This is a genomic window from Massilia sp. CFBP9012 (assembly GCF_034045115.1).
Lineage (GTDB): Bacteria > Pseudomonadota > Gammaproteobacteria > Burkholderiales > Burkholderiaceae_D > Telluria.
Genome location: NZ_JAXCWM010000002.1, coordinates 179,524 through 197,366, shown reverse-complemented (window position 1 = coordinate 197,366; position 17,843 = coordinate 179,524). Strand labels below are relative to the sequence as shown.

Below are 17,843 nucleotides of genomic sequence, written 5' to 3'. Positions count from 1 at the left end.
TCGCAGACGAAAAATGTTATTTTTGAGGCACGGCTGCGTGAAAATACTAGAAGGCATTAAATGTCCATCAAGACTCGCAACAATGTCCATGTGACCGGCCAGGGAGCGGCCACGATGGTATTTGCACACGGTTTCGGCTGCGACCAGACCATGTGGCGCTTTCTCGCGCCTGCCTACCACGAACGGTTCCGCGTCATCACCTATGACCTGACGGGCTGCGGTGGCTCCGACCTGGCGGCCTACGACCGCGCCAAATACGCGTCGCTGCACGGCCACGCCGACGACCTGCTCGAGATCGTGGACGAGTTCGCCACCGGGCCGACCGTGCTGGTGGGCCACTCGGTCAGCGCCATGATCGGCATGCTGGCCACCATCGCGGCGCCCGAACGCTTCGCGGCCCAGGCCATGATCGGCCCCTCCCCTTGCTACATCAACGATGGCGACTATGTCGGCGGCTTCAGCCGCGAAGACATCGGCGAGCTGCTCGACACCATGGAAGCGAACTACCTCGGCTGGGCGCAGAGCCTGGCCCCGGCCATCATGGGCGCCCCCAACCGGCCCGACCTGCGCGAGGAACTGACCAACAGCTTCTGCCGCAACGATCCCGACATCGCGCGCCACTTCGCCTGCGTCACCTTCCTGTCCGACCACCGGGCCGACGTGGCCAGGTCGACCGTGCCGGCCCTGATCCTGCAGTGCAGCGATGACCTGATCGCGCCGCGCACGGTCGGCGAATGGCTGCACCGTAACCTGCCCAGCAGCAGCCTGGCCATCATCGACAACGTCGGCCACTGCCCGCACATGAGCGCGCCGCACGCCAGCTCGCGCGCGATCGACGTCTTCCTCGCGCAGACGCTGCGCTAGCCTTCGATGAACGCCGCCCTGCCCGCCGTCGATACCTTTTATGAGCAGGCGGCGTGCGGGCTGCTGGCGACCGATGCAGGCGGCATGATCGTGCGCGCCAACGCCACCATCCACGCCTGGCTCGGCGCGCAAGCCGATGCCCTGACCGGCAAGCTGCGTTTCTGCGACCTGCTGTCGGTCGGCGCCCGCCTGTTCCACCACACCCGCTGCGTGCCGCTGCTGCAGCTCGAAGGCGCGGTGAACGAAGTCCAGGTCGACCTGCTCACCGTCGATGGCCGGCACCTGCCGGTGCTGCTTAATATCGTGCGCCATTCCGACGCCGACGGCGGCCACCTGGACCACTGGGCCGTGTTCAGGTCGGGCGCGCGCCACGCCTACGAACACGCCCTGCTCGGCGCGCGCAAGGTGGCCGAGGAAGCGCTCGAGGCACAGCGCGCGACCGACCTGCAGCTGCAGGCGCTGAACCTGCAACTGACGGCGGCCGACCGCCGCAAGGACGAATTCCTGGCCACCCTGTCGCACGAGCTGCGCAACCCGCTGGCGCCGATGCGCAGCGCGGTCGACGTCTTCAAGCTCAAATACGGCAGCAACGCCGACGAGCGCCTGCTGCAGGCCTTCGACCGCCAGCTGCGCCACCTGACGCAGCTGGTGGACGACCTGATGGACGTCTCGCGCATCACCCAGAACCGCATGCGGCTGCGGCGCACGCCGATCGACCTGGCGCCGCTGGTGCGCGGCGCGGCCCAGGACATGGCGCCGGCCATGGCGGCGGCCCGCCATACCCTGCGCCTGTCGGTGCCGGATGCGGCGCTGGTGGTCGACGGCGACGCCACCCGCCTGGCGCAAGTGGTCATCAACCTGCTGGCCAATGCCGCCAAGTACACGCCGGACGGTGGCCAGATCGATGTCGAACTCGCCCGCGCGGATGACCACGCCGAGCTGCGCGTGCGCGACAACGGCATCGGCATTCCGCCGGACGCGCTGGGCGCGGTCTTTAATATGTTCGCCCAGCTCGAACCGGCCCTCGACCGGGCTAGAGGCGGGCTCGGCATCGGACTGGCGCTGGCGCGCGGCATCGTCGACCTGCATGGCGGCACGATCCTGGTCGAGAGCGCCGGGTCCGGCCTGGGCAGCGAATTTACCCTGCGCCTGCCGCTGATCGCCGGCTGCGCCGCGCCGGAAGCGACGACGGCCCCGAGCGCGCTGGTCTCGCCCAGGCGAGTGCTGGTGGTGGACGACAACTTCGATACCGCCGAGACCATGTCGCTGGCGCTGGAACTATTCGGCTGCGAGACACGCATGGCGCACACCGCGGCCGCCGCGCTGGAAGTCGCGGCCGAATTCGCTCCCGACGTCGCCCTGCTCGATATCGGGCTGCCCGACTACAACGGCTACGAGCTCGCGCGGCGCCTGCGCGCCCTGCCTCGCGGGCTGGACACGACGCTCATTGCCGCCACCGGCTGGGGCCAGGACAAGGACCGCACGCTGGCGCTGGACGCGGGCTTCGATCATCATTTGACCAAGCCGATCGATTTCGAGCAGCTGCGCCTGCTGTTACGATGAGCGATTGTGAAACTCGAGCACGATCCATGACCATCCAGTTTTCACTGCTTCCCCGGCTGGCTGCGGGCCTGTTGTGCGTGGCCTCGCTGATGCATGCGGGCGCCGCTGCCGCCTGCGAGCGACGTTATCCTGAAGCCAATAAAGACGACCTCACCCGCCACGTCGCCCTGTCGGCACGCTGGCCGGACGCACAGATCCTGCAGAACCTGCGGCTGCAGATCGACCGCGCCGAAGTCAGGCAGACCGAGAGCAAGGACGCGCTCAAGACCGAGTATGGCTACTTCGGGCGCGCGGTCACGATCACGCGTTCGGTCAAGAACGGCGTCGAGGTGCAGCTGCTGGAAAAAGGCAGGGACAAGCTGGTGTGGAAGTTGGGCAGCTGCTGAGCTAGCCGATGTCCTCGTCGTGCTTGACGATTGGATCCTCGGTCCCGGTCCACTCGCTCATCAGGGAGTAGCCGACCGCCAGCAGCACCGGCCCGATGAACATGCCGACAAAGCCGAAGGCGATCACGCCGCCCAGCACCCCGAGCAGGGTCAGCAGGAACGGCAGGCTGCTGCCGCGGCTGATCAGCATCGGCCGTACGACGTTGTCGACGCCACTGATCAACACCGTGCCCCAGATCGCCATGAAGATCGCCCAACCCGTCTCACCATGGGCGAACAGCCACACCGTGGCGCCGCCCCACACCAGCGGCGGGCCGAGCGGAATCAGGGACGTCAGGAACACCAGCACCGACAGCAGAGGCACCGCCGGCACGCCGGCAATCGCAAACCCGACCGCCGCCACCAGCGCCTGGGCCAGCGCCGTGCCCAGCAGGCCGTACATCACGCCGCGCACGGTCTGGCTGACCGTGTGCTGGATCGATTCGGCGCCCTCGCCCATCACCTTGCGCATCGTCACCGCGATGACGGCCAGCAGCGCATTGCCGTCGCGGTACAGGAAGAAGCTGACGAAGGCCGCCAGGCTCATTTGCACGACGCCGGTGCCGAGCATGATGCCGCCCTTGACCAGCCAGGTACGGGCCGGCTCGATCATGCGCTGGGCCAGCGCCAGCATCTGCTCGCGGCTGGCGATCAGGTCGTGCAAGTAGGTGTCGAGCGTTCCGCCGACAAGAGGGATATCACGGATCCAGGCCGGCGGCGCCAGTTCGCGGTGCTCGACCAGGACGCGCAATTGACCGAAGCCGCGCGCGACGTCGTCGCCCAGGTTGTAGGCCACCATCGACAGCGGGATGATGAACAGCAGGGTCAGGGTAAGCGTCATCGTCAGCGCCGCGATCGTGCGCTGGCCGCGCAGCTCGCGCAGCAGGCGCAGGTACAGTGGCCAGGTCGAGATGGCGACCGCGGCGGCGAACAGGATGGCCGGCAGGAAGGGACGCAGGACGTAGAGACAGCCCAGCGTCAGCAGGACGACGATGGCGATGCGGGTGTAGTTTCTTCCTGGTCGCGCTTCCATGCCGTCCTGTGCCGATGGTGTTTACACCATCATAGCAGTTGGCGCAGGTCGTGGGCGATGAGTGCCGGCCCCTGCCCGTGGCGCACGAACAGGCGCAGCCGGCCCTGTTTGTCGAACACGAAGCTGCCGGCCGTGTGGTCCACCGTGTAGGTGCCGGGATCGGCGCCCGGCACCTTGGCGTAGAACACCTTGAATTCCTTGGCTACCCTGGCCGTCGCGGCGGCGTCGCCGTACAGGCCGACGAAGCGCTTGTCGAAGGCCGGCACGTAATGCGACAGCAGTTCCTGGGTGTCGCGCTCGGGGTCGACGGTGATGAACAGCACCTGCACGTCGGCGCTCGAGGGGCCCAGTTCATTCATTACCGTGGCCATCTCGGCCATCGTGGTCGGGCAGACGTCGGGGCACTGGGTGTAGCCGAAGAAGATCACCACCACCTTGCCCTTGTAATCTTCGAGCGTGCGCGGCTTGCCGGTGTGGTCGGTGAGCGCAAAACCCTTGGCGTAGTCGACGCCGGTGACGTCGGTGTTGTGGAAGGCCGGTGGCTTGTCGCCGAGTTTGTCGCAACCGCTTGCCAGCAGCGCGACGGCCGTGAATCCCAGTACGCCCAAGAGTTTCTTCATCGTTGAACCCGTCCTATCCGAACCTGAAGTAATGGTCGACCAACAAGGCCGCGAACAGCAGCGACAGGTAGACGATCGACCAGGTGAAGGTCTTGCGCGCCGCCATATCGCTGTAGTTGCGGTGCACCCGCCACGCATGGCGCAGGAAGATGGCGTTGAGCGGCACCGCGGCCGCCAGGTAGATCAGGCCGCTCATGCCGACCGCGAACGGGAGCAAGGTGGTCGCGGCCAGGCCGATCGTGTACAGCCACACCTGCAGGCCGGTGAATTTCATGCCGTGGGTGATCGGCAGCATCGGCAGGCCCGAGCGGGCATAGTCGTCGCGGCGATACATGGCCAGCACCCAGAAATGCGGCGGGGTCCACATGAAGATGATCAGGACCAGCAGCCAGGCTTCCATCGGCACTTCGTTGGCCACCGCGGCCCAGCCCAGCGCCGGCGGCATCGCGCCCGACAGGCCGCCGATCACGATGTTCTGCGAGGTGTTCGGCTTGAGCAAAAGGGTATAGATGAAGGCATAGCCGACGAAGGTGACGAAGGTCAGCCACATGGTCAGCGGATTGACGAAGGCGTACAGGATGACCATGCCCAGGCCGCCCAGCACGAGCGAAAAGGTGATCGTCTGCGACTGGCTCAGTTCGCCCGATGCGGTGGCGCGGCGCGCGGTGCGCGCCATGCGCGCATCGACCTCGGCCTCGACCAGGCAATTCACCGCGAAGGCGGCGGCAGCCAGCAGCCAGATGCCGGCCGTGCCGGCGACCAGCGTCTGCCAGCCCGGGAAGCCGTCGGTGGCGAGGAACATCCCGATCACGGCGCAGAACACCGCCAGCTGCGTCACGCGCGGCTTGGTCAGGGTCCAGTATTGCGAGAACCGGCTCGAGGTTTTGGGGATGGCTGTCTGGATCGTCATCTGGGGGCGCTAGCAGGCGCGGCAACTTCTGGCGCCGGGGTGGCGCGGGCCGCGTCGAGTTGGAACTTCACCCGGTAGTTTAACATGGTCACCAGAATGACAAGCAGGGCGGCCCCGGCGTTATGCATCACGGCGATCGCCAGCGGGAAGTCGAAATACACGGTGGCGATGCCGGTGAACAGCTGCACGACCATCACCAGCAGCAGCCGGCGCGCGGTCTTGCCGACTTCCGGCAGATGCCAGGCGCGCCAGGCCGCCAGGCCCAGCACCAGCACCACCGCCAGCGCGAACGCCCGGTGCACCCAGTGGATCGCCACCAGGGCCGAGAACGGCAGGTAATGCCCTTCCTTGGTCATGCCCAGCTCGCGCCACAGGTGGAAGCCGTGCTCGAAGTCGAGTTCCGGCACCAGTGCGCCCTGGCACAGCGGGAAGGTGTCGCAAGCCATGGTGGCGTAGTTGGTGCTCACCCACCCGCCAAGCGCGATCTGCGCCGTCAGGACGACGGCTGCCAGCAGCGACAGGATACGCAGGCCGCGCAGGCGGCGCACGAGGCCCAGGCCCTGGCTGCGTAGCAGCGGCGGTGGTTTCAGCAGATAGTCTTCGCGGCAGCCCATCCAGACCAGCATCGCCAGCAGCATCATGCCCAGCAACAGGTGGATGGTGACGATCACCGGCTGCAGCTTGAGGGTGACGGTCCAGGCGCCGAAGGCGCCCTGCACCAGCACCGACACCAGCAGCGCCAGCGGCATGCCGGGCTTGAAGACCTCATTGTGGGTGCGCCGCCATTGCTTGACCGATGTGAAAAGCAGCGCCAGGATCAGCGCGCCGATACCCATCGCCAGGTAGCGGTGGATCATCTCGATCCAGGCCTTGGCGACGGTCACCGGGCCGGTCGGCATCGCGGCCTCGGCGGCGGCGATGTGTTCATGGGCCAGGAAGGGATTGGCTTCGCCATAGCAGCCCGGCCAGTCCGGGCAACCGAGGCCCGAGTCGGTCAGGCGGGTGAAGCCGCCGAACACGATCAGGTCGAAGGTCAGGAACACCATCACCCACACCAGCTTGCGGTATTTATTGGGGTCGGTCGACATCCAGACGATCGCCAGCGGCAGGCTGGCGACGAGTAGTCCCATCAGGAGCAGATGAAGCAGTGAAGACAGATCCATGTATTTCTTTTAACTGTGACTATGAAGCTCAACCTTGGAGGCTCAACCGATCGACGAGGCCTTGAGCAGCTTGGCGATGTCCTTGTACACGCGGCCCGGTTCCGGCTGGTAGGGGAAGCGCATCATGAGGTTGCCGAGCGGGTCGATCAGGTAGATGTGGTCGCCCATCTTTTGGCCCGACTCGACCGGCAGCCATTGCGCCACCGTCGCGGCGGGCGCGCGCAGCAGCTCCATGCCGTCGTACTCGCGCATCAGCACGGTATCGAGCGGCTCGTTATCGGTGATCAGCCAGACGCGCTCCATGCGTTCCATATTCTTGCCCTGCATGGTGCGCCACTGGCGCATCGCGTACAGCTGGCGCTGGCACTCGTCTTCGCAGACGCCACCGCCCACGCGCAGCATGACCCACTTGCCCTTCAGGTCGGCCAGGGTGCGCGGTTTGCCGTCGAGCGTGGTGGTGGCCATCTCGGGGATCGGCAAGGCGCGCGCGTCGAGGATGGTGCCGTAATTGGTGCGGCCATCCGGCTTGACGATATAGAAGGTGATGTACGACACGATGATCGGCAGCGCGCAGATCAGGAGCACGATCATCAGCTTCATGCGGCCGCGACGGCGCGCTGCGTTGGGGTCGCTCGGAGGTTTTGGGTCAGCGATTTGTTCTTGAGCCACGTCGGAATCCCGTTATCACATAAAAAAGAAGGGCCAGCGCCGCCAGTGCATACCACTGGAAGGCGTAGCCGCGATGTTTGTCGATGCCCGCATCGGGCGCGGGCCAGTTGCGGGCGAGCGCGTCGCGGCGGCCGGCGGCCTGGGTCTGCTGCACCAGGAAGGGCTGCAGCTTCAGGCCGCTGGCCGCGGCGAGCGCCTCGGGCGTCAGGTTCTGGACCATGGCGCCGGGCGTCAACGGCGGCCCCTCGCCCAGGTCCATCACCTTCCCGGCGCCCGACACGATCCGGCCCTTGAGCAGGAGCGGGCCGGCGGGCGTGGCAAACGCGGGCAGCTTGCCATATTCGGCCCCGGCGGGCCGCGGCAACCAGCCACGCAACACCAGCACGTGCGTGTCTGAGCCCGCTATTTTAAACGGCATTGCGAGATAGAACCCGGACTGGCTTCCCATGGGCCGATTGGCGAGGAAGACCGGCCAGCCGGCGACGAACTCGCCCTGCAGGCGCACGGTCCGGAATTCGTCATCCGGGCTGAGCATGGTGGAAGGGGTGATTTCGAGCAGCGGTTCGGCGGCGCGCGCCAGCTGGCGCGCCTGCAGCTCGGTTTTATAGGCGGCCCGGCCCTGTTGCCAGTTGCCGAGCAGGATGCCGATGATGGCCACGACCAGGGCCGCGGCAAAGGCCACGGGGCGAAAACGGAAGCCGAACCGCATTACAATGAAGCCTCAACCTTTCGCAGGTCCACCATGAAAATCTTCGTCGCCATCGCCTTCGTCCTGATCCTGGCCAGCCTTGGGTCGGCCCTGTTCTTCCTGATGCGCGACAAGGGGCGCAGCAACCGCACCGTCAATGCGCTGGCGATGCGGGTCGGCTTGTCGATCGTCTTGTTTCTTTGTTTGCTGGCGGCCTACCAGTTGGGGTGGATCGCCCCAACCGGCTTGCGTTGAACCTTACAGCCAATAGATGACGACGTACAGCCCCAGCCACACCACGTCGACAAAGTGCCAATACCATGCGGCGCCTTCGAAGCCGAAGTGGTTATCTGCCGTAAAGTGCCCTTTCATGACACGATACAGGATCACCGCCAGCATGATCGCACCCATCGTCACGTGGAAGCCGTGGAAGCCGGTCAGCATGAAGAACGTCGAACCGTAGATGCCCGAGGTCATCTTGAGGTTCAGGTCGCGGTAGGCGTGGATGTATTCGTAAGCCTGGAAGCCCATGAACACGGCGCCCAGCAGGATCGTCGCCGCCAGCCAGATCGCGGTCTTGTTGCGATGTCCGGCGCGCAGCGCGTGGTGGGCGATGGTCAGCGTCACGCCCGAGGTCAGAAGCAGCGCGGTATTGATGGTCGGGATCGGGAACGGTCCCATGGTACGGAAGCCGTCGACGATGTTGGCCGGGCCGGTGTTGCCCCACTGGGCCGAGAAGTCGGGCCACAGGATCTGGTGGTCGAGGTCGGCCAGCCAGGGCATCGAGATCGCGCGCGCATAGAACAGCGCGCCGAAGAAGGCGCCGAAGAACATCACCTCAGAGAAAATGAACCAGCTCATCGACCAGCGGTAGGACAGGTCGATGCGCTTGCCGTAGAGCCCGGCTTCGGATTCGCGGATCGCGTCGCCGAACCAGAAGTACAGCACCACCAGCATGGCGGCGATGCCGGCCAGGCACACGGCCGGCGCCCATGACATGCTGTTGACCCAGCCGGATGCGCCGGCCATCGTCACCAGCATCGAGATGCCGGCCAGCAGCGGCCAGCGGGAGGGGCCGGGGACGTAGTAATAGGGGGCGGTGCTTGGGGAAGTCACTGGTGACGAACTCATGGTTATCTCCTTCGTGATTCTATTTATGCTGCGTCTATTCTGATGACCTTAGGTTCTCGCCTGCGCGGGAACGACGTTGTTTGGGTGTGACTAAACTGTTGATACTGCGAACCGCACCGCCAGCATGATCAGGCCGATGAAGATCGCGACGCCAATCAAGCCGGCGATGATGACGTGCACCGGGTTCAGGTTGGCGGCATCGTTTTCGTAGTCCTTGCGCTTGCGTACGCCGAAGAAGGACCAGAACACGGCCTTCATGGTGGCGAGGAAATTCGCCTTGCGCTGGTGTGGCTTATCCATTCTTTCCAGATCCGGGTGGCGCTGCCGCCGCCCTGAACGCGCCGCCGATCTCGAAGAAGGTGTACGACAGCGTGATGTTCTTCACTTCGCGCGGCAGCTTGGGATCGATGAAGAATACCACCGGCATCTGGCGCGCCTCGTTCGGCCCCATGGTCTGCTCCTGGAAGCAGAAGCAATCCACCTTCATGAAATGCGGCGTGGCCGATTGCGGCGCGTAGCTCGGGATCGCCTGGGCCTTGACCGCCCTGCCCTGGGTGTTGACCACCTCGTACATGACGGTGGCCAGCTCGCCCGGGTGCACGTCGATGCTGCGCGTGGTCGGGCGGAAGCGCCACGGCCCCTGCGAATTGCCGTCCAGCTCGATGGTGATCGTGCGCGACTTGTCGACCTGGGTGTTGGTGGGCGCGGCGACGAACTCGCCCTTCTGGGTCAGCACATTAATACCGAGCACCTCGCAGACCTGGCGGTACACCGGTATCAGCGCATAGCCGAAGCCGAACATCCCGATCGCCACCACCACCAGCTTGCCGAGCATGGTGCGATTCAAGCGTAGCAACTTGCTGCTCATGGCCGACCTCAGCTCAGCAAGGTGAACTTGACGAACACGCTGGCGAAGAAGAACAGCGCCAGGCCGCCCACCCACAGGGCGGTCCGGACATTGTTCGGTTTGCGCGCGCTCATCATTTCACCAGCGGTGGATGTTCGAAGGTGTGGAACGGCGCCGGGCTCGGCACGGTCCACTCCAGGCCTTCCGCGCCTTCCCACGGTTTCGCAGGGGCCTTGGCGCCGCCGCGGATGGTCGGCAGCACCACCGCGAACAGGAAGTACACCTGGGAAAAGCCGAAGCCGAAGGCGCCGATCGACACGATCATATTGAAGTCGGTGAACTGCACCGCATAGTCGGCATAGCGGCGCGGCATGCCGGCCAGTCCCAGGAAGTGCATTGGGAAGAAGGTGATGTTGAACGTGATCAAGGAAAGCCAGAAGTGGATCTTGCCGCGGCCTTCAGGATACATATGGCCGGTCCACTTCGGCGCCCAGTAATAGAAGCCGGCGAACAGCGCGAACAGCGAGCCGGCCACCAGCACGTAGTGGAAGTGAGCCACCACGTAATAGGTGTCATGTACCTGGATGTCGATCGGGGTCACGGCCAGGATCAGGCCGGTGAAGCCGCCCATCGTGAACACGAAGATGAAGCCGACCGCGAACAGCATCGGGGTCTCGAAGGTCATCGAGCCCTTCCACATGGTGGCGACCCAGTTGAACACCTTCACGCCGGTCGGCACCGAGATCAGCATGGTGGCGTACATGAAGAACAGCTGCGAGGTCACCGGCATGCCGGTGGTGAACATGTGGTGGGCCCAGACGACGAACGACAGGATCGCGATCGAGGCGGTCGCGTACACCATCGAGGCGTAGCCGAACAGGGGCTTCCTCGCAAAGGCCGGGATGATCTGCGAGACGATGCCGAAGGCCGGCAAGATCATGATGTAGACCTCTGGGTGGCCGAAGAACCAGAAGATGTGCTGGTACATCACCGGGTCGCCGCCGCCGGCGGCGTTGAAGAACGAGGTGCCGAAATGGCGGTCGGTCAGGGTCATGGTGATGGCCCCGGCCAGCACCGGCATCACGGCGATGAGCAGGTAGGCGGTGATCAGCCAGGTCCAGCAGAACATCGGCATCTTCATCAGCGTCATGCCCGGCGCGCGCATGTTCAGGATGGTGACGATGATGTTAATCGAGCCCATGATCGACGAGGCGCCCATGATGTGCATGGCAAAAATCGCCATGTCCATGCCGACGCCCATCTGGGTCGACAGCGGCGCATACAGGGTCCAGCCGGCAGCGGTGGCGCCGCCCGGCACCAGGAAGGAACCGGCCAGCAGCAGCGCGGCCGGCGGTAGCAGCCAGAACGAGAAGTTGTTCATGCGCGCGAACGCCATGTCCGAGGCGCCCACCTGCAGCGGCAGCATCCAGTTGGCAAAGCCCACGAAGGCCGGCATGATCGCGCCGAACACCATCACCAGGCCGTGCATGGTAGTGAGCTGGTTGAAGAATTCGGGACGCACGAATTGCAGGCCGGGCTGGAACAGCTCGGCGCGGATCATCAGCGCCAGCACGCCGCCCGAGAGCAGCATGATGAACGAGAACCATAAATACAGCGTGCCGATATCCTTGTGGTTGGTGGCGAACAGCCAGCGGCGCCAGCCGTGTGGATGGTCGTGATGGTCGTCGTGGCCGTGGTCGTGGCTGTGCGCCTGGTCGTGCTCGTGATTGTGGCCGTGGTCGATCGTCGTGGTGCTCATGTCGTTACCCCTGCATTATTTGCGTGCGGCCAGGACTTCGGCCGGTTGAACGATATTTTCCGCAGCCTTGTTCGACCAGGTATTGCGGGTATAGGTGATCACGGCGGCGATCTCGGTATCGGACAACTGTTTCCACGCCGGCATTTCGGTCGGGAACTTGCCGGACTTCTGGCCGTTGAGCAGGATGTCGATCTGGTGTGCCTTCTCGCCCAGCACGTTCGGCGAGCCGTCCAGCGCCGCGAACGCGGCCGGCACGCCCTTGCCGTTGGCCTGGTGGCAGGCCACGCAGTTGGCGGCGTAGACCTGCTCACCGCGGACCTTGAGTTCGTCGATGGTCCAGGTCTTGGTCGGATCGTCGGCCAGGGCCGCCATTTCCTTCTGCTTGCCTTCGACCCAGGCGGTGTATTCGGCGTCAGTCACCACGCGCACCACGATCGGCATGAAGGCATGGTCCTTGCCGCACAGCTCGACGCAGTTGCCGCGATAGACGCCGGTCTTCTCGGCGCGGAACCAGCCGTCGCGGACAAAACCGGGGATGGCGTCCTGCTTGATCGCGAACGCCGGAACGGTCCAGGCGTGGATCACGTCATTGGCTGTGAACACCATGCGGATTTTCTTGTTCACCGGGACCACCATCTCGTTATCGACTTCGAGCAGGTAGTTCTCGGTGCGCGCCTCGGTGGGCTTGACGCCCGGCTCGCCGATCTGGGAGCGCGGGGTGGACAGGTTCGACAGGAACGAGATGCCTTCGCCCTCGCCTTTCAGGTAGTCGTAGCCCCACTTCCACTGCATGCCGGTGGCCTTGATGGTGAGGTCGGCGTTCGAGGTGTCCTTCAGGGCGACCACGGTCTTGGTCGCGGGCAGCGCCATGCCGATGACGATCAGGAACGGCACCACGGTCCAGGCGATCTCGACGGCGGTGGACTCGTGGAAGGTGGCGGGTTTGTGGCCCAGCGATTTGCGGTGCTTGAACACCGAATAGAACATGACGCCGAATACAGCGACGAAGATCACCAGGCAGACGATCATCATCCAGTTGTGCAATGAATAGATGTCGGCGCCGACGGCGGTGACGGGGGCCTGCATATTGAGCTGGTGCTCGAGAGGCCGGCCTGTGATCGGCTGTTGCTGCGCCCATGTCGGCGCAGAAACAGCTACTGCGAGTACGGCAAAGCCGGACAGCACGGCCTTCAGTCGCGTTGCATATGTCATGTATGTCCCCAACCACCCAAAAAATAAGAATATTTTTAACGGGCCAGCAATTCCGTGAACGAACCGCTGCCGCTCCGTACTGTTCACAGAGGGCTTGCCGGGTCGTCCCGCGAAATTGCGCTGCGGAATGGTGGGAAACCATCTCGCCCCCTGGCAATACGTTGCTGCCAGGACCGGGCGACTCTGCGACTGCTGCAATTCTTTTTTCTACTTTTCGCCCGAATCTGCCGCTTTTTTAAGCGATTCTATTGGTCAGACGAAAAAAATAGCAATTGATTATATCTAAAGCACTAATTTTTATTCAAGGAAAATCGCCCTGATTGCAATATGTGCCATGCAGAACGGGTATTAGGGCTTGCGAGGCTGGAAGCGCACGATCGACTCGCCCGAGGCAGTGGTGCGCGGCGCGGGGCGGAAGGCGTGGCCGTAGATGACTTCGAAAGTCAGGCCGAGCTTGCCGTCCGGGCGGCGCTGCGCCTCCAGGGCGTCGAGCATGCGCTGCCAGGCCGCGCGGCCGATCAGGCCGCGGCGGCGCGATTCCAGCGGATTGCCGCCCAGCGCCCGCACGTCCGCCAGCACCGCCTGCGGCGTGTCGTAGGTGACGGTGATGCGTTCCATGTCCATCACGGGCGTCGAAAAGCCGGCCTCGACCAGCTGGTCGCCGAAATCGTGCATATCGACGAAGGGCAAGGTGTGCGGGTAGGCATCGAGCGCGGCGAAGGCGCTGCGCACCTCGGTGAACGTGTCCGGGCCAAAACAGGAAAACATCAGCAGGCCCTCCACCCGCAGCACGCGGCGCCACTCGGCGAACACGCGGTCGGGCAGCGGGTGCCAGTGCAGCGCCAGGTTCGACCACAGCAGGTCGAGCGAATTCGGTCCGAACGGCAGGTTGCCATAGTCGCCGCACAGCACGTCGACGCCGGCCTTGGACGGCATCAGGCGCGTCAGCAGCTGGTTCAGCGCGCCGCCCTGCGCTACCGGCCCCTTGGCCGCGCGCGCCATGGCCCCTGCCCCATCGAGGCCCAGGATCTGGGCCGCTGGATAGGTTTTCTGCAGCAAGGCCAGGTCGGCGCCGGCGCCGCAACCCGCGTCCAGCACCTGCTTCGGGACGAGTTTGACGAGGCTCAGGCGCTCATGCATCCGTGCCGCGATCTCGCGGCGCAGGAAATCCGACGGGGCGATGCGTTCGGGACGCGCAAACAGCTCGCGCGCGCGGGACAGGTCGATCGGGGCACTCAGCCTGGACGACGATTGAGGAGAAGCCATGGGATGCAAGTCGAGATGAGATAATGTTGGCAGTTTAACCGGTTGTGGGAAGTCGAGCCGATGCTGGACCTTCGCGCACTGCCCGGCCGCCTGCTGGGCGCCATGCTGCCGTCCGCCTGCGCCTTGTGCGCAGGCTATTCGGGTCAAGCCGTGTGCGCGGCCTGCGAGCAGGCCTACGTCCTGCCCGTGACGCGCTGCCCGTGCTGCGCCAATCCGACCGGCGCGCCCGATCTCGGCCGTCATTGCGGCGCCTGCCTGGCCGACAGGCCCGCCTTCGACGCCACGGTGGCCGCCTGCGATTACGCGGCGCCGCTCGACGGCCTGGTGCTGCAGCTGAAATTCGGGGGCCAGCTGGCGCTGGCGCCGTGGATGGCGCGCGTGCTGCAGGGCGCCATTGCACGTGCAGCGCCAGCATTGCCTGACATGCTTTGCCCGGTACCGCTGGGGCAAGGCCGCCTGGTCGAGCGCGGCTACAACCAGGCGCTCGAGGTGGCGCGGCCGCTGGCCCGCGCCTTGCGCGTGGCCGTAGCGCCGCGGCTCTTGCAACGGGTGCGGGAAACCCAGGCGCAGTCGAATGCCGCGCCGGGAGAACGCAAGAAGAATGTGCGCGGGGCGTTCGGGGTGGACGCCGCGTGCGACGTGCGCGGACGCCATGTGGGCGTGGTCGACGACGTCATGTCGAGCGGGCATACGCTCGATGAAGTCGCGACGGTCCTGAAACGGGCCGGCGCCGCGCGCGTCACGAACCTCGTGTTCGCGCGCACCCCGCCGCATGCCTGACCTATCACTGAGATCACTGAAATCACCGAGGAGAAGTACCTTGTTTCACGTCGTCCTGGTCGAACCAGAAATTCCGCCGAATACCGGCAATGTGATCCGCCTGTGCGCCAACGCCGGCGCCCAGCTGCACCTGATCGAACCGCTCGGCTTTCCGCTGGACGACGCCAAGATGCGCCGCGCCGGACTGGATTACCACGAGTACGCCGATATGAAGGTGCACAAGGACTGGGATGCCTTCCTCGAGACGGTCAAGCCCGACCGGTCGCGCCTGTTCGCGCTCACCACGCACGGCTCCTCGCCGTTCGCCGAGGCCAGCTTCCAGGCGGGCGACGTGTTCGTGTTCGGACCGGAGTCGCGCGGCCTGGCGCCGGCCTTCAGGGAAACCTTCCCGCCGGCCCAGCGCATCCGGCTGCCGATGCGGCCCGACAACCGCAGCCTGAATCTGTCGAACACGGTGGCGATCGTGGTGTACGAGGCCTGGCGCCAGAATGGTTACCAGGGCGGGGCTTAGTGTTGCGCCTTGCCTGACGCGACCTGTCGTCTGCCCGAACGTCGCCTCAGACGGCCTCCACAGCTCAATTCCCGGAATCCTCGAGGCTCGATGCGGCGTACGGCCCGTCTGCCGCAAGCAGGTCCGCGATCGCATGGTAGCCATACAGAAGCGCCAGCGCATGTGGCGTCAAGCCCGCATGCGAGACAAGATCGCGCCTCGCCCCGGCCTCGACCAGTGCACGCGCCGCATCGGCATGGCCATGCCAGACCGCGTCGTGCAAGGCGCTCAAGCCATTGTAGTCACCCTGCGCGTCGATCGCGGCCACATGACCTCCGGCACATGGCCCTGTCAGGATGCGCACCACATCGGCGTGCCCGAAGTACGCCGCTTCATGCACGACCGTGGCCTTCATCGGACCGCAGACCAGTCGCGCGTCGGCGCCTGCATCGAGCAGCCTGCGCGCGATCTGCGCGTGGCCCATGCGCGCAGCCATGCCGAGCGGCGTGCAATCCTCGTCCGGACCGCCAATGGCGGGCGCGCGTTGGTCCAGCGGATGCCCCAGGGCGATCAGGCGCTCCACGGCTGTGAGGTCGCCCTGCTTGACCGCTGTCATCAACGCCTGGTCGCGGGTGCGCGCCGCATCGCGCGCTTCGCGTGCCACGATCAGGCCGGCGATCGTGTCGAGGCCATCCTCGCGCGCCAGTTCGAGCGCATTCCGGCCGGCATGACCGCGCGGCGTGGTGCGTGCGCCGCGATCGAGCAACAGCGCCACGACCCCCGCGTGCTTGTGCAAGACTGCATCCATCAGCGCCGTGTGGCCGATGCTGGGCGACTGCAGATCGATGAACGCACCGTGCGCCAGCAGCAGAGCCGCCACATCGGGATTGCCCGACTGCGCCGCCTTGTGCAGGGCCGTGGCGCCCATGCGCGGATCGAGCGTGTGGACATCGGCGCCTGCCGTGAGCAGGAGTTCGACGATCTGCGACTGGCCCAGGCCGGCCGCGATCATCAGCGGTGTGAAACCGTCGGGCCCGCGCCGGCTCACATCGGCGCCCCGGTCGACCAGCACGCGCACCGAATCGATGCTCCCGCTGCGAATCGCGGTCAAGAGATTCATGGCGCCCCCAGCGCGCCGAGAAACTTGAGCAATTCGGCATTCAGACGGTCGGCCGCCTCGTGCTGGACCCAGTGGCCCACACCCTCGAGCCGCACTTGGCCAACCAGGCCCGGTTGTCCGCGCCGCAGTTCGGCCATTGTGGGCGGCGTCTTGTGGAAGAACTGGCACAGGCCATCTTCTGCCCCCCAGATGTAGAGGGACGGCTGCCGGATGACGGCGCCCTTGAAGGCGGAAAGCAGGTCGAACGAGCCTTGCGTGGCCCGGTAATGGTTCAGGCCACCGCGAAATCCCGTTTTTTCGAAGGCCGCGATGGTGTGCCGTACATAGGCGGGGTCGGCCCACGCCGGCAGCGTGGCTGGCGCAGGACGCAACAGGCTGCGACGTGGGTCGATCGGGTCCCAGCGCTGATCCGCCGGCGGGCTGGCGGAAGGCCAGTACAGGATGGATGGAATCGACTGCGCGGGCGGCGCGAACAGCGCTTCGGCGCCAGGCTTGATCCACTCGAGCGCGTAATAGCGATCGCCCAGTCCGCGCTTGCGCAGATCCTGGTACAGGCTCGCCTCGCCACGCGGCGCAAACGGAATGCTGATGCTGACCAGCGCGCGGAAGCGGTCGGGCCGCATCAGCGCAGCGCGCTGGGCGTGGTCCGCGCCCCAGTCGTGGCCGACGACGACGGCCGTGTCGATCTTGAGGGCGTCGAGCACGCCCACCAGGTCGCCCACCGTGTACATCGACGTGTACAGAGCGGGGTCGCGCGGCGCGAAGCTCTGGCCGAAGCCGCGCATGTCGAGCGCTACCGCCCGGTAACCTGCGGCGGCGACGGCCCGCATCTGGCTGCGCCAGGTGTCGGCGGTATCGGGAAAGCCGTGACAGAACAGCACTGCGGGGCCGGCGCCCTGCTCGATGACGCGGAACGGTTCACCGTTGATTCGAAGCAAGCTCTGGCGCACCGGCAAAGCGCCCGTTGCCGACGCTGCCAACGCGCCGGGCGCGACCAGGCCGAGACCGGCAAGCGATGCGGCGCGCAGCACGCTGCGCCTGCCCGCCAGTCGCGGCGCACCTCTGTCGGCGTTCGGGTCGCGCAGTGAATGCGCGGCCGGGATAGGGAACGAATTTGGTATCGGAATCATGCGAGCAATCTCCTGGTGGGTGTCGATCGGTGACGGCGCTTTCTGTCACAATGTGGCTGACAAGATCAGCACGCACCGCCTGCGCCATTCATATTACGTTTAGTAGGTTACCATAGGTAACATGAATGTGCAGGCGAATCGTGTCGCTACGCGTAAGGACGAGCATTGACGAA

20 protein-coding genes are annotated in these 17,843 nt (G+C 65.4%); 6 read left to right on the top strand and 14 right to left on the bottom strand.

Translation table 11 applies throughout. From position 1 onward, the window contains the following. Positions 1–60: 60 nt before the first annotated feature. The 3 genes from SOM61_RS03560 to SOM61_RS03550 are packed head-to-tail and all read left to right on the top strand — an operon-like array spanning position 61 to position 2,813. A complete protein-coding gene (locus SOM61_RS03560; RefSeq protein ID WP_320472816.1) occupies positions 61–864 on the top strand; it encodes an alpha/beta fold hydrolase in 804 nt (267 codons plus the stop codon). A gap of 6 nt (positions 865–870) precedes the next feature. Further along, positions 871–2,427 (top strand): hybrid sensor histidine kinase/response regulator, encoded by a 1,557-nt coding sequence (locus SOM61_RS03555; RefSeq protein WP_320472815.1) that lies wholly within the window; start codon positions 871–873, stop codon positions 2,425–2,427. A 26-nt stretch (positions 2,428–2,453) separates the two neighbouring features. Further along, positions 2,454–2,813 (top strand): hypothetical protein, encoded by a 360-nt coding sequence (locus SOM61_RS03550; protein WP_320472814.1) that lies wholly within the window; start codon positions 2,454–2,456, stop codon positions 2,811–2,813. 1 nt (position 2,814) lies between these two features. On the opposite strand, the gene SOM61_RS03545 is transcribed toward SOM61_RS03550, so the two are convergent. Genes SOM61_RS03545 through SOM61_RS03520 form a run of 6 tightly spaced genes read right to left on the bottom strand, consistent with a single transcriptional unit; the run spans position 2,815 to position 7,956 of the window. After that, complete coding sequence (locus tag SOM61_RS03545) at positions 2,815–3,885, bottom strand: AI-2E family transporter (protein WP_320472813.1); 1,071 nt, start codon at positions 3,883–3,885, stop codon at positions 2,815–2,817. Positions 3,886–3,914: 29 nt separating this feature from the next. Then, positions 3,915–4,505: an SCO family protein gene (locus tag SOM61_RS03540; RefSeq protein WP_320472812.1), complete on the bottom strand. Its 591-nt coding sequence runs from the start codon at positions 4,503–4,505 to the stop codon at positions 3,915–3,917. Between the two features lie 13 nt (positions 4,506–4,518). Beyond that, positions 4,519–5,415: a heme o synthase gene (gene cyoE, locus SOM61_RS03535; RefSeq protein ID WP_320472811.1), complete on the bottom strand. Its 897-nt coding sequence runs from the start codon at positions 5,413–5,415 to the stop codon at positions 4,519–4,521. Next, positions 5,412–6,578, bottom strand: a complete 1,167-nt coding sequence (locus SOM61_RS03530) for a COX15/CtaA family protein (protein WP_320472810.1) — start codon at positions 6,576–6,578, stop codon at positions 5,412–5,414. The genes cyoE and SOM61_RS03530 overlap by 4 nt, the downstream gene beginning before the upstream one ends. A 42-nt stretch (positions 6,579–6,620) precedes the next feature. Then, positions 6,621–7,178, bottom strand: coding sequence for an SCO family protein (locus SOM61_RS03525; RefSeq protein WP_320472809.1), 558 nt, complete (start codon positions 7,176–7,178; stop codon positions 6,621–6,623). 46 nt (positions 7,179–7,224) lie between these two features. After that, on the bottom strand, positions 7,225–7,956 hold the full coding sequence (locus tag SOM61_RS03520; RefSeq protein ID WP_320472808.1) for an SURF1 family protein: 732 nt from the start codon (positions 7,954–7,956) through the stop codon (positions 7,225–7,227). Between the two features lie 33 nt (positions 7,957–7,989). Between SOM61_RS03520 and SOM61_RS03515 the strand changes: the two genes are divergently transcribed. Beyond that, the gene (locus SOM61_RS03515; RefSeq protein ID WP_123069972.1) at positions 7,990–8,190 is read left to right on the top strand and encodes a twin transmembrane helix small protein; all 201 of its coding nucleotides are present in this window, start codon (positions 7,990–7,992) and stop codon (positions 8,188–8,190) included. Positions 8,191–8,193: 3 nt separating this feature from the next. On the opposite strand, the gene SOM61_RS03510 is transcribed toward SOM61_RS03515, so the two are convergent. From SOM61_RS03510 to SOM61_RS03485, 6 genes are all read right to left on the bottom strand, one after another. Further along, positions 8,194–9,066, bottom strand: a complete 873-nt coding sequence (locus SOM61_RS03510; protein ID WP_320472807.1) for a cytochrome c oxidase subunit 3 — start codon at positions 9,064–9,066, stop codon at positions 8,194–8,196. A 90-nt stretch (positions 9,067–9,156) separates the two neighbouring features. Next, entirely contained in the window at positions 9,157–9,366 is a 210-nt protein-coding gene (locus SOM61_RS03505) for a DUF2970 domain-containing protein (protein WP_320472806.1), read from the bottom strand. Beyond that, positions 9,359–9,934 carry a cytochrome c oxidase assembly protein gene (locus tag SOM61_RS03500; protein WP_320472805.1) on the bottom strand — a complete coding sequence of 192 codons (576 nt, stop codon included), beginning with the start codon at positions 9,932–9,934 and terminating at the stop codon, positions 9,359–9,361. Before SOM61_RS03500 ends, SOM61_RS03505 begins: the two co-directional genes overlap by 8 nt. A gap of 112 nt (positions 9,935–10,046) precedes the next feature. Beyond that, a complete protein-coding gene (ctaD, locus tag SOM61_RS03495; protein ID WP_320472804.1) occupies positions 10,047–11,672 on the bottom strand; it encodes a cytochrome c oxidase subunit I in 1,626 nt (541 codons plus the stop codon). Between the two features lie 15 nt (positions 11,673–11,687). Then, positions 11,688–12,884 (bottom strand): cytochrome c oxidase subunit II, encoded by a 1,197-nt coding sequence (gene coxB / locus SOM61_RS03490; RefSeq protein ID WP_320472803.1) that lies wholly within the window; start codon positions 12,882–12,884, stop codon positions 11,688–11,690. 348 nt (positions 12,885–13,232) lie between these two features. Continuing rightward, positions 13,233–14,150, bottom strand: coding sequence for a methyltransferase domain-containing protein (locus SOM61_RS03485; protein ID WP_320472802.1), 918 nt, complete (start codon positions 14,148–14,150; stop codon positions 13,233–13,235). Positions 14,151–14,210: 60 nt separating this feature from the next. Here SOM61_RS03485 and SOM61_RS03480 point away from each other — a divergent pair, with 60 nt between their 5' ends. Both SOM61_RS03480 and trmL read left to right on the top strand, forming a co-directional pair. Next, positions 14,211–14,930 carry a ComF family protein gene (locus SOM61_RS03480; protein WP_320472801.1) on the top strand — a complete coding sequence of 240 codons (720 nt, stop codon included), beginning with the start codon at positions 14,211–14,213 and terminating at the stop codon, positions 14,928–14,930. Between the two features lie 40 nt (positions 14,931–14,970). After that, the gene (trmL, locus tag SOM61_RS03475; RefSeq protein ID WP_320472800.1) at positions 14,971–15,441 is read left to right on the top strand and encodes a tRNA (uridine(34)/cytosine(34)/5-carboxymethylaminomethyluridine(34)-2'-O)-methyltransferase TrmL; all 471 of its coding nucleotides are present in this window, start codon (positions 14,971–14,973) and stop codon (positions 15,439–15,441) included. Positions 15,442–15,505: 64 nt separating this feature from the next. Here the strand turns inward: trmL and SOM61_RS03470 are convergent, their stop codons facing one another. Beyond that, positions 15,506–16,540, bottom strand: a complete 1,035-nt coding sequence (locus SOM61_RS03470; RefSeq protein WP_320472799.1) for an ankyrin repeat domain-containing protein — start codon at positions 16,538–16,540, stop codon at positions 15,506–15,508. Then, complete coding sequence (locus SOM61_RS03465; RefSeq protein WP_320472798.1) at positions 16,537–17,670, bottom strand: alpha/beta fold hydrolase; 1,134 nt, start codon at positions 17,668–17,670, stop codon at positions 16,537–16,539. The genes SOM61_RS03470 and SOM61_RS03465 overlap by 4 nt, the downstream gene beginning before the upstream one ends. Between the last annotated feature and the right edge of the window lie 173 nt (positions 17,671–17,843).